This is a genomic window from Kocuria sp. GQ42 (assembly GCF_059758435.1).
On the sequence record NZ_JCAXEN010000001.1, the window covers coordinates 873,160 to 887,691 of the forward strand.

19 protein-coding genes are annotated in these 14,532 nt (G+C 70.1%); 7 read left to right on the plus strand and 12 right to left on the minus strand.

What is annotated here, in order from left to right:
• Positions 1–3 precede the first annotated feature (3 nt).
• Together AC6CH6_RS04165 and AC6CH6_RS04170 are read right to left on the minus strand one after the other, a co-directional pair.
• Positions 4–414: a hypothetical protein gene (locus AC6CH6_RS04165; protein ID WP_498254127.1), complete on the minus strand. Its 411-nt coding sequence runs from the start codon at positions 412–414 to the stop codon at positions 4–6.
• 166 nt (positions 415–580) lie between these two features.
• Positions 581–784, minus strand: a complete 204-nt coding sequence (locus AC6CH6_RS04170; protein WP_498254128.1) for a hypothetical protein — start codon at positions 782–784, stop codon at positions 581–583.
• A gap of 276 nt (positions 785–1,060) precedes the next feature.
• Between AC6CH6_RS04170 and AC6CH6_RS04175 the strand changes: the two genes are divergently transcribed.
• Positions 1,061–1,399 (plus strand): hypothetical protein, encoded by a 339-nt coding sequence (locus tag AC6CH6_RS04175; protein ID WP_498254129.1) that lies wholly within the window; start codon positions 1,061–1,063, stop codon positions 1,397–1,399.
• A gap of 7 nt (positions 1,400–1,406) precedes the next feature.
• Here the strand turns inward: AC6CH6_RS04175 and AC6CH6_RS04180 are convergent, their stop codons facing one another.
• The 6 genes from AC6CH6_RS04180 to AC6CH6_RS04205 all read right to left on the minus strand — a co-directional run bounded on the left by AC6CH6_RS04180 (position 1,407) and on the right by AC6CH6_RS04205 (position 6,578).
• A complete protein-coding gene (locus tag AC6CH6_RS04180) occupies positions 1,407–1,772 on the minus strand; it encodes a hypothetical protein (RefSeq protein ID WP_498254130.1) in 366 nt (121 codons plus the stop codon).
• Between the two features lie 106 nt (positions 1,773–1,878).
• Positions 1,879–2,115, minus strand: coding sequence for a hypothetical protein (locus AC6CH6_RS04185; protein ID WP_498254131.1), 237 nt, complete (start codon positions 2,113–2,115; stop codon positions 1,879–1,881).
• Between the two features lie 236 nt (positions 2,116–2,351).
• Positions 2,352–3,038, minus strand: a complete 687-nt coding sequence (locus tag AC6CH6_RS04190; protein WP_498254132.1) for an arsenate-mycothiol transferase ArsC — start codon at positions 3,036–3,038, stop codon at positions 2,352–2,354.
• On the minus strand, positions 3,035–3,694 hold the full coding sequence (locus AC6CH6_RS04195) for a three-helix bundle dimerization domain-containing protein (protein ID WP_498254133.1): 660 nt from the start codon (positions 3,692–3,694) through the stop codon (positions 3,035–3,037). The genes AC6CH6_RS04190 and AC6CH6_RS04195 overlap by 4 nt, the downstream gene beginning before the upstream one ends.
• 591 nt (positions 3,695–4,285) lie before the next feature.
• Positions 4,286–4,951, minus strand: coding sequence for an arsenate-mycothiol transferase ArsC (locus tag AC6CH6_RS04200; RefSeq protein WP_498254134.1), 666 nt, complete (start codon positions 4,949–4,951; stop codon positions 4,286–4,288).
• Positions 4,952–5,828: 877 nt separating this feature from the next.
• Positions 5,829–6,578 (minus strand): MerR family transcriptional regulator, encoded by a 750-nt coding sequence (locus AC6CH6_RS04205; protein ID WP_498254135.1) that lies wholly within the window; start codon positions 6,576–6,578, stop codon positions 5,829–5,831.
• Positions 6,579–6,792: 214 nt separating this feature from the next.
• Between AC6CH6_RS04205 and AC6CH6_RS04210 the strand changes: the two genes are divergently transcribed.
• Both AC6CH6_RS04210 and AC6CH6_RS04215 read left to right on the plus strand, forming a co-directional pair.
• Complete coding sequence (locus tag AC6CH6_RS04210) at positions 6,793–7,395, plus strand: hypothetical protein (protein ID WP_498254136.1); 603 nt, start codon at positions 6,793–6,795, stop codon at positions 7,393–7,395.
• 240 nt (positions 7,396–7,635) lie between these two features.
• The gene (locus AC6CH6_RS04215; protein ID WP_498254137.1) at positions 7,636–8,151 is read left to right on the plus strand and encodes a hypothetical protein; all 516 of its coding nucleotides are present in this window, start codon (positions 7,636–7,638) and stop codon (positions 8,149–8,151) included.
• Positions 8,152–8,310: 159 nt separating this feature from the next.
• Here AC6CH6_RS04215 and AC6CH6_RS04220 read toward each other — a convergent pair whose 3' ends face one another.
• The 4 genes from AC6CH6_RS04220 to AC6CH6_RS04235 all read right to left on the minus strand — a co-directional run bounded on the left by AC6CH6_RS04220 (position 8,311) and on the right by AC6CH6_RS04235 (position 12,124).
• Entirely contained in the window at positions 8,311–9,033 is a 723-nt protein-coding gene (locus AC6CH6_RS04220; protein WP_498254138.1) for a serine hydrolase, read from the minus strand.
• 529 nt (positions 9,034–9,562) lie between these two features.
• Entirely contained in the window at positions 9,563–10,018 is a 456-nt protein-coding gene (locus AC6CH6_RS04225) for a hypothetical protein (protein WP_498254139.1), read from the minus strand.
• 327 nt (positions 10,019–10,345) lie between these two features.
• Entirely contained in the window at positions 10,346–11,113 is a 768-nt protein-coding gene (locus AC6CH6_RS04230) for a SurA N-terminal domain-containing protein (protein ID WP_498254140.1), read from the minus strand.
• A gap of 390 nt (positions 11,114–11,503) precedes the next feature.
• Complete coding sequence (locus AC6CH6_RS04235; protein ID WP_498254141.1) at positions 11,504–12,124, minus strand: hypothetical protein; 621 nt, start codon at positions 12,122–12,124, stop codon at positions 11,504–11,506.
• 146 nt (positions 12,125–12,270) lie between these two features.
• On the opposite strand from AC6CH6_RS04235, the gene AC6CH6_RS04240 reads away from it, so the two are divergent.
• The 4 genes from AC6CH6_RS04240 (at position 12,271) to AC6CH6_RS04255 (ending at position 14,454) form a co-directional block, all read left to right on the plus strand.
• A complete protein-coding gene (locus tag AC6CH6_RS04240) occupies positions 12,271–13,305 on the plus strand; it encodes an App1 family protein phosphatidate phosphatase (RefSeq protein WP_498254356.1) in 1,035 nt (344 codons plus the stop codon).
• A gap of 122 nt (positions 13,306–13,427) precedes the next feature.
• Positions 13,428–13,670 carry a hypothetical protein gene (locus tag AC6CH6_RS04245; RefSeq protein ID WP_498254142.1) on the plus strand — a complete coding sequence of 81 codons (243 nt, stop codon included), beginning with the start codon at positions 13,428–13,430 and terminating at the stop codon, positions 13,668–13,670.
• Between the two features lie 248 nt (positions 13,671–13,918).
• A complete protein-coding gene (locus AC6CH6_RS04250) occupies positions 13,919–14,275 on the plus strand; it encodes a hypothetical protein (RefSeq protein ID WP_498254143.1) in 357 nt (118 codons plus the stop codon).
• Positions 14,272–14,454 carry a hypothetical protein gene (locus tag AC6CH6_RS04255; protein ID WP_498254144.1) on the plus strand — a complete coding sequence of 61 codons (183 nt, stop codon included), beginning with the start codon at positions 14,272–14,274 and terminating at the stop codon, positions 14,452–14,454. Before AC6CH6_RS04250 ends, AC6CH6_RS04255 begins: the two co-directional genes overlap by 4 nt.
• The last annotated feature ends 78 nt before the right edge of the window (positions 14,455–14,532 follow it).

The following is a 14,532-nucleotide window of genomic DNA, read 5'->3' on the forward strand; positions in this document are numbered from 1 at the left end:
GGGTCAGCCGGCGGCGGTGATCTGGTCGAGGGGTTCTTGGGCGGTGGTGCGCAGGTTCTCCGATATCGGGGCGGAACCGGCGGCGTCGGCTGCCGTCTGCTGCCCGTCCTCGCGAACGACATAGGAACCGAAGGCCGTGGCGAGATCGGCGTGGTCGCGGGCGTCGAGTTCGCCCAGGACGTCGTGGAGCCGGTCGGTGGTGCAGGGGTGCGGCCCGTGCGGTGTAGCGAGGTACTCCCGGTCGAGCTGGCGGCAGATCCGGGAGTGCAGCACCTGCAGCTCGGCCGTGCTCAGCCCACCCAGCTCTTCGGGGAAGGCCTCCTCCGGTCCCAGGCAGGAGCGCACCCTGCGGTGAGGGCCCGTGGACCGGGCTGGATCGACCCGGTGCTGGGTGAGGGTGGTGGATGCGCTCATGATCGTGTCCTTGTGCCGGAGGAGGCTGCTCTTGCTGGGCGCGGAACTGCGCGGCGACAGTCGGGACTCCCGGTGCGTTCTCCGTGGCCCTGGCCCGGGGGTGAACGGGAACCGACCCCTGCACCCGGAAACCCTCTCGGTGAGAGCTCCTCTGGTGGTCGTGGGGTCAGCGCAGGCGCAGGTCGTAGCTGATCACGTCGAGCATTTTGCGCTGGCCGGTGCCGGATTCGCGGATCCACAGCACTCCCAGTTCGGGGAGTTTCTCCTCCACGATCCCGAGGTGGTGCAGGACCCCGTTGGACCAGGCTTCCAGTCGGTTGCCGACGTGCACGGTGGTGAGGTCGTCGATGAACGACATGGTGTCGGCCATGGTGTCCAACCCCTTTCACGGTCGCGGTGAGCTCTCAGTGTGGGCCACGACCATGACCAGCCGGTGAGCACCGGGTGGATGGATGGTGGACGCGCAACGGCGCCCGCAACCTTCAGGTGCGGAGAGCGCCTGAGCGTGGCGGACCTCACGGTGGTCAGTGGTATCGGGGGGCTGACCTGCCTCCATAGGCTGGAGGCGGACGACGACGTCGAGCTCCACCTTCGGCACCGGGGTCCGTTCGGGCTCTTGGTGCACCCGCTCTCTGGAGGACCCGCCATGACCGCTTCCCCTCTGCTCCCCGCCCCTGACGGCTCCGACGCCGAGAGCCACCCGCACGAGCCGGCCATCCCCGCCCAGAGCACCACCCCGGGTGCGGCCCGGTTGTCGCGCTACCGGATGCACACCGACCGTCCGGGGCTGCGACTTCGCGCGGGCGAGGTGATCCTCGGGGTCCCCTACGCCTTGGCCGGGGCCACCATGGTGATGCCGGTGCGCTGCGAGAGCGACGGGCACAATCCCGCTACCCTGCTCTCTCCTGAGGAGTTGGAGGACCTCGGCCCCACCGACCAGCTGCTGGGGCCCTGTTCCTGGGGCAAGGCCGGGGTCCGCCCCTGACCATCGATCAGAGCGCGGAGAGGATCAGCATCCCGGTCCCGGCGGCCGCGAGCAGCCCCACCGCCACGGCCTGGGTGTGGGGGATGTAGGGCGCCTTGGTCGGTTCGCGTTCTTGCTGGCGGCGGTGTTGGAGGACCTGCTCTACCTGGTCCAGCGCCCACGCCAGCTCCTCGCGCCCCGGCGCTCCGACCTGGTGGGCGGCCACGTGGGCGCAGATCTCCGTGTAGTGGCGTTGCAGGTCCACCTGCAGCCCGTCCAGGCACTGCAGCGCCCAGCGTTGCCGGCGGGCGGCCAGCCAGCGTCGAACCCCTTGGGCTGCGAGCCATCCCGCCGCTATCACCAGGGCCCCCGCCCCTACGATCCCGATCAGCACACGCCCATTCTGCCCCAGATCCGCGGCCGTGATCCGGGCGCGCGTTAGGCGAAGGGGCAGGTCAGCAGGGGTCTAACCTGGTGGTCAATTACCGGGGGGCAGGGGCTCAGAGGAAGCGGGCCGCCACCATCAGGGCCATTGCGGCCGTGGTCAGGGCGACGGGTCCGAGGAATCCCAGCAGCGTGGTGTGCGGGGCCCGGAGCCGCCGGCCGGTCGTGGTCAGCTGTCGGCGGCGTGCGGCCTGGGTCAGCGCCGGCCACAGGGCTGCTGCCAGCAGCAGGGCGGTGCTGAGCGTGAGAAGTTCCAGATCCAGGGCCATGCCCTCGATCTTAGAATCTGGCACCGGCTTGCTCTGACCGTTCCGGGGCCTGCACCGCGGCTGATGGGGTGCAGTTGCTCACACCGCCCCGACGCCACACGGATGTCGGCCTCCGGCTGCAGGCAGGCCCCGGCCCGGGGCTGGATCGCCTGCCAGGCCCTGTTGAGTGGCTCAGCACCTTCGACAACGCCGATGGTGCACCGGTGCCGGGTCCGGTGCCGGTGCATGCTTCCTCCCGCCGGAGCGGAGCCGTGACCGCGCTATGGCGCCGGAGGCGCTGGTGGGTGGGTGCGGATCTGTTCGTAGAGGGCTTGGACCCGGTCCTGGAGCTCGTCGATGACGGCGGCCACCGCCGCCGGTTCGGCCTCGAGCACGTCCTCGACGTCCCAGTCCTGGTGGTTGGCTCCGGCCGTCACCGGGATCCCGTCGAGGGTGCCGAAGGTGATGACCCAGTCCGCCCCGGCCACCACGTCGTCGGTGACCGGTTTCGGGTACAGGTCACCGGTGTCGATGCCGCGCTCTGCCAGGGCCGTGCGGACGTGCGGTTCCAGTGCTGTTCCGGGCAGCAGACCGGCCGAGCGGACCGTGAGCGTGTCGCCGGCGTGGTGGGTCAGCAGGGCCGCGGCGATCTGGGCGCGTCCGGTGTCGTGCTCGCCGACGAAGAGCACCTGCGGCACCCCTGCATGCCGGGGGTCGGTTGTGGTGGTGGCCCGGGCGTGGGCCAGGGCCGCCAGCCGGTCGGCGGCGAAGTGCCCGGCCAGCGGCGCCAGATGGGTGCGCACCCGGGCGGTGCGGGCCAGGGCCGCGTAGGACTCGAAGACCATCCGTTCCACCAGATCGGGCGAGAACACCCCGGCGTACCGCTGCGACAGGTGCTCGGCGGTGCGCGCCAGCACATGAGCGTCCAGGGACTGGGCCGACCCGGTGGGGCCGGTGGGTTCGCTCATGTCCGCTCCGAGACGGGGCTGGACGCGGGGCCGGCGGTGATCTCCAGCCACAGGGCCTGCACCCGGGTCTCCAGCTCCGCGGTCACCCCGGAGTTCCGGTCGGTGTCCAGGGTGGGGACTGCCGGCCAGGACTGGTGATGGGTGCCCTCGCCCATCGGCCCGAGTCGGTGGTCGCCGAGGACGATGACCCAGTCGGCGGCGGACAGGATCGGGTCGGTGAGCGGTTTCGGGGTTGCGGTGGCCGGGTCGACCCCGTGCTCGGTCAGCAGCTGTGCCGCGTGCTGGTCCAGGGCGGTGCCCGGGGTGATCCCGGCCGAGCGGGTCACCACCGCCGCCCCGGCGTGTTCGGCCAGCAGGGCTGCGGCCACGGCGGCCGGGCCGGTGTCGTGGTCGTCCACGAACAGCACCTGGTACACCGACCGCCCACGGTCCTCGTTCTCGCGGGCCAGGGTCCGCAGCCGGTCGGCGGCCCCGTGCAGGGCCATCGGGGCTAGGTACGTCGGGATCCTCGCCTGCCGGGCCAGATCCGCATGGCACTGGGCCACGCAGCGCTCGACGAGTTCGGGGAAGAAGACTCCGGCCCAGCGGTCGGTGAGGTGCTCGGCGGCCCGGTGCAGCACCCGCGGGTCCTGCAGATCGGTCTCCTGCTCGGTCATGGTGTCCCCCTGTGCTCTTTACCCACCGGCGTCTCGTTCCGGGCCGCGCGGCAGCTCCAGCCCAAGGAGCCGCTGGTGCGATGTGGTCGTGGTGTGCCGCCACCTTGTGGTGATCCGCCACAATCCGGTTCCCCGTGACAGCCTGTCCAGGACCACGAAGGGCGCAGGCGGGCTCCGCCCGATGGGCCCTGTCCTGGCACTGGCATCGTGCCGGCACCATCCCAGTGTGCGACGCGGCGATGACTTCCAGATGACCGACGGATGGACAGCAAGTGACGCAGATCACCCACGTGCCACCTTTGTCCGCCGAACCCCATGTCCCTTCCGGCCGCCCCTCGGGGTGTCTCCGGGGCGGAGGTGATCGACTGTCCGGGGAATGGTCGATCGGGTGGCCCCGGAACCGGGCCGGGGAGGGCGGGCAGATCGGTGATCCGCCGCCGCTCCTGGTGCAGCACAGCACCTACCACGGCCCCGGGGGCGGCGATCAGCACCATGACCGTCGGGGTGTCGGTGGCCACCGCCAGGACCGCCACCGCAGTAGGGGTCGTGAACACGAACAAGCGGACCCCGGTCCGCAGCGCCGGAGCCACCTCAGAACCTCGGACCCCGACGGGGCAGCGTGGAAGCGGCCGAGGTGCTGATCTCCACCCACAGGGCCTGGACACGGTTGTCGAGGTCGGCCACCGCTGCCAGGTGCTGGTCCCCGTCGAAGGATGGCCCCAATGGCCAGTCCTGGACCATCGCGCCGGAGCCCACGGGCAAGACATCCTGCAGCCCCAGGGTGATGACCCAGTCCGCGGCGCGCAGCACATCCTCGGTCACCGGCTTCGGTACCAACCCGGTCGGTTCGGTCCCGTGCTGGGCCAGCACCTCCACCGCGTACGGGTCCACGGCGCTTCCCGGGTCGATCCCGGCCGAGCGGGCGACCACGGCGGTTCCGGCGTGGTGAGCCAGCAGCCCGGCGGCGATCTGGGCGCACCCGGTGTCGTGGGCGTCGACGAACAGCACCTGGCGCACCGGTGCAGAGAGGCTTCCTTTGGCCCGGGCCAGGACCGCCAGTCGGTTCCCGGCGGCGTGCACGGCAATGGGCGCCAGCTCGGTCGGGATACGTGCGGTGGCTGCCAGGGCCGTGTGAGCCTGGGCCACGCAGCGCTCAACAAGCTCGGGAAAGAACACCCCGGCCCAGCGCTCGGTGAGGTGCTCGGCGGCCCGGTGCAGCACCCGCGGGCCCTCCAGATAGGTCTTCTGCTCGGTCATGGCATCCCCCTGTGTTGGCCGCCCACCGGCTTCTCGTTCCTCCCCAGCACGGCAAATTCACCGCGCAGAACAGCCGGGCGACATGCTCGCGGTGCCCCCGCACCTTGCGGCAACGCGCCGCGTTCCGAATCCCCCGATGACAGCGGTGCCAGAGCCACGAAAGGCCCAGACGCAGTTTCACCCGGTGTACTCCTGTCCTGGCACTGGCTTCGTGCCGGCACACCCCCAGTCTGCGACGCGTCGATGACCTCCCGGTGGCCGCCGGATGGACAACAGGGGAGATGTGTCAGGCAGTAGTGCCCGGGGCGCCCGTCCCTGCGGCCGCGTTCGCACGCCACTCTTGCCCTGCGGACACCGAAAAGCATCGGGCAGAGACGACAGAGGATCACTCGTCATGGTCGCCACGCCTGTGGATAGTTGAGCCCTGAACAACCACCACGGAAAGGTTCCGGAGGTCGGATCGATCGGCGCTCGATACACGACGCTACGAGAGACCCCGGTTTACATATGGCCGATTACCGGTTTCTCGCAACCGGTGGAACTCCCGCCCGGCCGATTTCGCCCCGGTTCCGCGGCATCCTGCGGCTGACGAGACTGTGTCGGACGTCGGATAGATCACCGGGTGTTGCCGCGGCACTGGTCAGCGTAGATCCCCTGCATTAGAGGCACGATTCCACGGTGAATCGCACGGTGTCCGCAACGGTGACATGAGAGAGGACTGGCGCGCCCGTGGGACGAATTGCCCCCCCAGGCGCAGTGTGTGCCGGCACGGGCGGACGGAGACCACTGGGGAGGATGGTGGCCGGGTCTGCAGCCCCGGCCACCGGCTGTCCCTGGGGCGGATCATTGTTGGCGGTTGTCGCCGTCGAGGTCCGCCTTACAGGTGACGCTCGGCGTAGACCTTCAGCGCGTCACGTACGAAGCTCGCCCCTTCGACGCCGCCGTAGTTGGCGCCGAAGCGTGGGTCGGCGACATACATCTCCCCGAGCCCCACGACGTACTCCTTCGTCGGGCCAGCGGACCCGTTGCCCGGGACGACCCCGAGCCACTGGACGTGGCGCTGGGCCAGCGTCTGGGCCTGGTCGCTGTCGGGGGCAAAGCCCTTGCCGGCCGCGGCGGCCCAGTCCGTGCTCAACCGTGTGCTTCGGTCCAGCCAGGCCTGACGGTCCTCGGGGCTCATGCCACGCCACCAGCGGTCCCCGGCGGCGTAGGCTTCCTTGCCCCAGCGCTGTTGGACCTCTTCCTTGTACTGGGTGTGGTCGAAACCGTCGAACATCTCCTCTGCCATGAGCTGTTCACCTCCTTCCCTTTTCTCGATGGTGCGCAGGACCGCGACGATCTGGCGCTGCACCCGGTCCCGCTCCTGCTCGAGCAGTCCCAGGTGTGTGCGCAGGGCGTCAGTGACGTCCTGCTCGCCGGCGAGCACATCGATGATCGCGGCCAAGGACACCCCGAGTTCGCGCAGCAGCAGGATGCGCTGCAGGCGTACCAGTGCTTCCTCGTTGTAGTACCGCAGCCCGCTGTGCCCAGTACGGGATGGTTCCAGCAGGCCGATCTGCCCGTAGTGGCGCAGCGTGCGGCTGGTGGTTCCGGTAATCCTGGTGATTTCCTGGATGGACCACTCCATGTCTTCCTCCGTCCCCTCGGCGATAGACACCAGCATTGCAGTTGACGTTGCGTCAACTGCAACTGATTGGGCCCGACTTTTTCTGGGGCCGAGGTTCATCGGAGAGCCACCGTCTTTCACCGGTAGTACACGGCGTTATGAGGCGGGTTCGCCTCGGGGCAGGGACACTCCCTGTCGGCACCATCTGCTGGGCCGATAGATGGCATAGCGTCGGATGATGAACGACGAGGACAATGCCGCATCACTGCTTCATCAGCGTCGAACCCTCGTGGGGCTGGGTGTGCTCTCCTGTGCGGTGTTGATCGCCCGGGGATTCACCCTCTACTTCGCCTCGCCCTCGGATCGGGCCGTGATCGGTGCCGGAATCGGCATCGGGTTGCTGCTGGCGCTGTACTCGATCGTTCTCGTGCCGTTGGCGCTGGGCCGGGAATGGGCTCCTACGCTGGGGGCCGTGTTTGCGGGTCTGGCCGTCGCCGGGACCCTGGCCGAGCTGGCGGGATCCGCTGGCTCGCCGAATCTCCCTGTGGTCGGGCTCGACCTCGCCTTCGTCCTGATCAACATCGCCTGGATCAAGCTCGAACGCGACGACAGCGGGTGGGTGGGACTGCTCACCTGTGTGGTGACGGGGCTGCTGGTCGGCATCGAGGTCGTGGTCATCGTTGCGCGCGGGGCCCCCGGGGTGGGTGAGCTGCTGCCACGCCTGCTGGTCCTGGTGGGAGCAGTGCTCCTGGCCGTGGCGATCCGCCGACACTGGAACCGCGCCGGCAAGGATGACGACCCGTCCACTGCGGACAACGTCCTCGAGAAGAGGTGGTGAGCTGAGTCGGGAGCAGACCAACGCGCGAAGCCGGGTGCTGATGAAGGTCCCTGAACGTGCCGCGAAGGATCCAGGGCCCGCTCGGCGCAGGTACGGGCTCTTGCTCCGCCTGTTGGCGGGTCACGGTCCAGTTGCGATCGCATCCGCCACGCCGGGTGCAGGAGTGGCCTGTGCTTACGGTGGGGACGGACCCCGGCGCCGGCCGACCGGGACCGGCTCCGACGAGTTCCGGAAGGCGCGATGACGACCAACACCCAGAACCACCGCCAGCAGCCAGCCGTCTCGAGATCTGTGGGGGCTCGCTATCCCGTCCTGGTCGTGGGGGTGGTGCTCGCCGGGTTCTACTGGTGGCTGGGCAGCCGTTGGTCCGTGGGGATGACCTTCGGCGGCACCGATCAGAACGGTGAGTGGGTCGATTCGGCCGGGCGCCGCCTCGCCGAGCCGCCGCTGAGCGTGTCGGTGTATGGGGAACCGTCATGGTGGGTGTTGGCGGTCATGGTGGCCCTGACTGCGGGCACTGTCCTGATGGTGCGGCGGGCGCGTGCTTGCGGGCGTCCTACCCGCTGGTGGACGCTCGGAGGATCGATGGCACTGGTGGTCGTCACGGTGGGTGTCGTCGCCGTCTTCAATGTGCACCAGAGTGCGCAGATCATGGACGCCTTTCAGCAGGGTGTGACCGATCCCCCGATCATCGGTCACGCCCGGGTCGAGACCAGCCGTGCCCCTGATCAGGGGAGCGGGACGGGCCTGCGGTGAATGGACCGGCATGTCGCCATGGACGTTCCCTAGAAGCGGCGTCCGTGTGGTGGAAGTACACAGCATCGACAACGACGAAGACTGCGCCGAGGAAAGCTGATCCACATCTGAGCGAACGCGGTGGGGTGATGGCGCTGCACCGGTGGAGCGCGCACGGGGTCATCCTGGGCCGGCAGGTGATGCTGTGGTGGGGGTGTGCAGATAGGTGTCGATGCTGGTGGCCATGTCGCGGTACCAGGGGCGGGACTCCTCGTAGCCGTTCCACCCATCGGTCAGGATCGCCACGACATAGTCCTGGTCGTTGAGCCGGAGGATGCCCGCCTCGTGGGAGACGTCTTCGAGCAGGCCGGTCTTGTGATCGAACTGGACGTCCGGGGAGAGCCCTTGCGGCAGGGCATAGTCGAGGTGTTGGTCTGCCAGGTGGCCCAACAGCACCCCGGATGAGGACGGCTCCAGGAGCTCCCCGTCGTTCAAGGCCTGGAGAAATCGGGAGACGTCGTTCGGTGTGGTGGTCATCTCCACGACATCGTCCATGCCGTTGTCGGGATCGAAGGTGGTGGCGTGGGACCCGTGGGTGTGAGCGGTGGCTTCGATCTCGTCCCACCCGAGCCATTCACCGATGGTGGCACCAGGGTAGTTCCGGGACCAGGTGATCATCTCTTCGAGGGCTTCATCGACGGTGATGTCCAGCCCGGGGACGACGTCGGAGAGCGCGATCCGGCCTTGATCGACCTGCTCCAGGACCGCTGCGGCGACGAAGAGCTTGTACAGGCTGGCGCTGGTGAAGGACCGATCGGCGTTGACGGCGGCGGCTTCCCGCCCGTGCGGGTCCAGCAGGACGAAGCCGAGCTCTCCGGGCACTTGAGCGGCCAGGGCCTGCACGTCTTGGTGCAAGGTCAGGGTGCGTGGGTCACCGGACGCTGTCACGGAGGACGTGACGGTGACGGCGGGCTCAACTGGTGAGTTTCCCGGTGAGGTGGCGCAACTGCTCAGTCCTAGGAGCAGGACGACTCCGGCCACCGCGGTGCCGGCGGTCCTGGAGTCGCGCGGGGCCAGGGGGTGGGGCAGAGCTGGCACAGTGACGGTCCTTCCTGTCGATCGCGGTGCTCGCGCCGCCGGTGGTCGGTTCTCGCGCACCTGGGCAGGTCGGTGGAAGCCGGGCCGACCATGCAGCGGATGGGTGACTGGACGAGGCGCATGTGCGTGCTCGGGCTCGTCTCCCATGGTGGCAGAGGCCTGGGCGCTCAGAGGCTCCCGCCGACGCCCGCCCCGATGAGGAGGTAGGGCACCGCCGGGCCTGCCACTGCCGTCGAGGGAGCCGGATGTTGGGGTGGTCGGCGCCGTGCCACTCCAGCGGGTGCCCTGGGGGCGCCGGTCCCGGGGGGCTGCCAGTGGCTTGGACGGGCGGTGTTCACTGCTCGGCGGTGTCGGTGCGGGCTTGTCGAGCGAGGATGACGTGGTCGTGATCGGTGGCGATCACCCACTGCAGGCTGGGGTGCTGGGGTTGCAGGGCGTCCAGGACCTCGTGCACGGCTCGGTCGGCCAGCAGCTCCAGGCGGGGCTGCTCCGCGGTGCCCATCCGCAGCACCAGGGCCCCGCGCTGGGCGGCGCTGACCTCGGTGAGCTCACACGCCCAGACCACCCCGCTGCTGCAGACCTCCGACCAGTCGGTGCCGCCGAAGTGCTCCAGGGCAGCGGCTTCCATGGCGCGGGTCCAGGCCTCACGATCCCGAGGCGCGGTGGGGGCCGAGGACTGACCGCCGCCGCAAGAGCTCAGCAGCACGACCGTTGCCGCCATCACGGCCAGGCGCGTGGTGGCGGCAGGTGCTGTCGAGGTCGCGGAGCGGCGGGATCGTTGAGTGCTCATCGGGTTCTCCCCTCGGATCGACTACCTTGGGGGGCGGCGGCCACTACGAAAGCTACTCAACAGTGACCCACCCAGGTCAGCACTGTGCGGGCGTCCACGTCCGGCCGCGTGGCGACGCCACCCCGGGGGCCAGGCGCGCGCCCGCCCCCCTGGTATCAGCCACCCACCGCCGCACCAGGCTCGGCGGCGGTCCGGACGAGGTGGATTCGGAACGGGTCAGCTGGCGTTGTGCCGGGCGGGACTGCCTCACGAATCGGTGACACCCTGACCTGGTGTCGATGCCGTCTGAATACTGACCCTCGGGCGGCGGGCGGATTCAACGCCGGGTCAAATATTGATCTCCACGTCACCGTCCGCGTGTAGCTTGTCCACCAGTTCCTGGGTGGCGGTGCCTTCCTTCTCCTGCACCACCTGTTGCTTCAGCTGCGGCTTCACCTCCTCGTACGCCGGCATTTCCGATGCCTCGCTGGATTCGGCCGGCATCTGCTTGTGCTGGGCCTTCGCCGCGTCGTAGGCGGCCTGGAGTTCTTCCTCGGTGGCGGAGACCGTGCCGATCTCCTGCTCGACCACCGCTTCCACCTCCACCTGCTGCTTGAGCTGGGCGGTGACCTCTTCGCGGTCCGTGCCCTGTTCCTCCAGCGCGGCCAGGAACTCCTCCTCGCCCACCTGGTTCGACTCGGCGGCCGCGGCCAGGGCGTCGTCGATCTGGGCTTCGGTGGCCTCGATCCCCTGCTGCTCCGCCTCCTGCATCAGCAACTCCGTGCCGACCATCGACTCCGCGGCACTTTTCTTCAGCGCGTCCTGGTCCGGTTCCTGGCCCGACATCTGCGCCTGCAGGGTGGCCTGCTGGAGCTGGTTCTCGTACACGCGGGCGAATTCGTCCTTGCCGATGTCCTCGCCGTTGACCGTGGCCACCACCTCGGGCATCCCGTCCAGATCGGGTGACGGCGCCGCGGCCGCACTCGAGCCGGTCTCCTGCGAGGCCTCCTGCCCCGAGGACGTCTGCGCCGCGGGATCATTTTCCGCGCCGCACGCAGCGACCATGGACAGGGAGCCGATCAGTGCCAGCGTCGCCGTCATCTTGTTCTTGTTCATGTGCCTACTTTCTGAAGGATTCAAGCCGCCAGGAGGTTAGCAATGACGTCTGAACAGGGACTGAACCGTGACCTGAGCGATGAATCGCGTTTCCAGGGCTGATCCACTGCTGATGGAACCGTGGACACGGGTTACCTCCATCGGCGGGACGATGCCGTCCGCAGGGCGGCCTCGAAGGGTGTCGCTGGACGGGATCCCCTGCCTCCGGGATCGTCGGGACGACGTCGTGGGCGCTGACCTGGCGGGCGTCCTGGACCGTACGAGAGGACCGGCCGACACCGTACCCGCCGGGTTGCGCGATCGACACGCATACCGGTCACCGCTGCGGAGACTGACCGGGAGACGTTCGGCTCCGGCCGGCTGGGCTGCGGTGGCCGTGTCGCGGCCCGCTCAGGCCGGCACGCGGTAGACCCGGCGCTGGGGGCCGCCGGTGAAGCCGAAGCGCTGGTACTGCTCGTACTGGGCCGGCGTGTTGGCCGCGGCCACGACCACCGCCCCGGGCGGGGGAACAGTGGTGAGGGCGCGCCGGGCGGTCTGCAGGGCGGTGAGACGGGTGCCCGGCAGCTGGGCCAGTCCGGCTATCTCCCACCGCGGGCCCGGGGGCGTTTCGGGCCCGAACGGTATTGCGGAGCCGCCTCGGGCTGGCAGCAGGAACAACGCCCCGACAAGGCCGGCAGCCGCCAGCAGCACGGTGAGCACCAGCAGGGGCGCCAGTGCGCCGGGGGCGGCGGCGGCGATCAGCCAGAGCCCTACGGTCGCCCCGGCGGTGACGGTGGCCATCACGGGCAGCAACACGAGCAGGTCCACACCCAGGCGCCGCCGGCTCAGCAACACCATCCCGGTGCCGGTGGGATCCAGGAACAGCCCACCGCGCAACGCCCCGGGCAGTACGGCCAGCACCGTCCAGGGCAGGGCCAGAGCGGCCGTTGCGGGGGTGGGGGTGAAGGCCCGGGCCATGACCCACCCGGCCCGCAACACCCGGTGGCTGGGACGTGGTCGTACTGCGGCCATGGCTGGCGCCTCCTTCGTCTGCGGCGTCGCCGCTGCCCGGGCAACGGGGCGGTTCCCCAGGGTAGAACCCCCGGGCCGTGCCTGCCGGCGCCGGGACCCAGGAGGGGTGCCTGGGGTGCGGGTACGGTGGGGTGATGCCCTTGCCTGTGGAGGTATCCGACCGTGTCCGCCGCGCCGCGATCGCGGCCGCCTACCGCACCGAGACCGGTGTGCGGGACTGGATCTCCCGCCGGGCGGCCGGACGGGGGTGGACCCCGGCGGTGATCCCCTACGCCGGCTATGCCGGCCCCGAGCAGGCCCGGGTGCTGGGGCGGGTGGTCCTGTCCCCGGCCACGGTCGACCCGGCCGCAGTCCGCGGGATCGCCGGGTGGCGGCGCCTGCTCACCCTGGAGAGCCCCAGCACGGAAGTGACGGTCGAGCTGGACGGGACCACGACCACGCTCACCAGCGACGACGCCGGACTCATCGACGCCCCCATCGCCCTGGACCACCCGCTCGGTGCGGGCACCACCACCGCGCTGCTGCGCGCCGACGGCCGCCGCCCGGTGTCGGCGACGGTGCACGTGGCCGGTGCCGCCCTGGGGCACGGGGTGGTCTGCGACATCGACGACACGGTGTGGGTCACCGGACTGGCCCATCCACTGCGGGCGGCCTGGCGCACCCTGACTGGGACGAGTAAGACCCGGCGGTCGGTGCCGGGCATGGCCGTGCTGCTGCAAGCGGCCGTGGCCGGCCAGGAACATGCCCCGGTGGTGTATCTGAGCAACGGGGCCTGGAACTTCGCCGGGCCGATCACCCGCTTCCTGGACCGCCACGACTTCCCTCCCGGGGCGATCCTGATGACCGACTGGGGCATCACCCCGCACCGCTGGTTCCGCGACGGCCGGGCGCACAAGTCCTCCTCCCTCACCCGCCTGGTCCAGGAGCTGCCGCACATCCGGTGGGTGCTCATCGGCGACGACGGCGAGCACGACCCGGCGATCTACACCGAGATGGCCGAAACCCACCCCGACCACGTGGCGGCCATCGCCCTGCGCCAGGTGACCCCGGGCTCCCAGGGCGGCGCGGACCGGCAGATCGAATCCGTCCACGGGGTACCCGTGCTGACCGGCCCCGACGGGGAGTCGCTGCTGCCCCTGCTGGAAGCAGCCCTGCGCCAGCACCCACCGGCCGGCACCTGAACACCCCCGAGGCCGGGCAGGCGGGGCCGCGGCGGTGCACCGTGCGTGCCGGGTGCCGCCGCCGGTGCTCTCCCGGCCGGTTCCGTAGGGTTGGTGACTCCACCGGACAACGAGAGGCAGCCGTGCGCCGCACCCGCGCCCGCAGGAGGACCCCGCCCACGGTGGGCATCACCTTCGTGGCCACCCCGATCCTCGTCATCGTCGCCGTCGTGACGATGACCGATGGGTTCACCCGGCACCGGTGGGACATCATCGGGCTGGGCGCTCTGGCCATGGTGCTCGCGCTCTGGGCTCTCAGCAGCGCCCACCGGCGCTGGAAGACCCACCGCCGCACCACCCTCCTGGAGCCGCCCACCGATTCCTGAAACCCGGGGAGGACCCGGCACCGACGCAGGGCAGCGGGCACGGAACCGGCCGTACCAGACGGGCATGGCTGGTGCGGTGTGCGCAGAGACAGACTTTCGTCGCTGGGGGTCGTGGTCCCTCTGCCCCTACGGTGGAGTAATCGCCATGTGTCGTCGACCTCTGTGAGGTGTTCCTCGTGTCCGCCCCCGGTTCTTCCCCCGCCCCCCGGCGCGCGTCGTGGTGGTTAGCCGCCCTGGTGCCGGGGAGCATGATGATCGCGGTGCTCGTGCTCGAGGCCTCCGGGGTGCCCATGGCTCCGGCGGTGCTGGGTCTGTTCGCGGTGCTCATCACCGGGTTCGCGGTGGCGGTCGGCGTGCGGCACCGGTGGGCCACGGCCCTGCGCGTGGTGGCGCTGCCCGGGGTGGCCGGGCTGCTGGCCGGAGCCGCGGTGATGGGGGCCGGGCTGACGTTCACCGGCGCGGGCAGCCCCTGGTCCGAACAGACCTACCTGCCCGGCCTGATCGCCCTGGGCACGGTGCTGCTGGGCCTGCACCTGCTGCTCAACGGCCACCGCCGCGCGGCCACCGCTGAGCAACCTGGTGACTCCAGGAAGACGGCCCGGTGAGGTGGCAGTACTGGGCCGTGCTCGTGGTCACCGGGTGCATGGTGGTCCTAGCACTGGACTCCGGCCGGGTCTGGCCCCTGCCCCTGGCCGCGGCCTTCGCGCTGTTCGTGCTCCACACCCAGTCCCAGCGCGACCTGGGGAGCCAGCAACCGGCAGGGCGGCAGGATCGGCCGGGGTGACACATGAGGGCCTCAACCGGTGGGCCGCCGGAGGAGTGCGCTCACGTCCAGGGCATCCTCCTGGACGAAAACAGCATC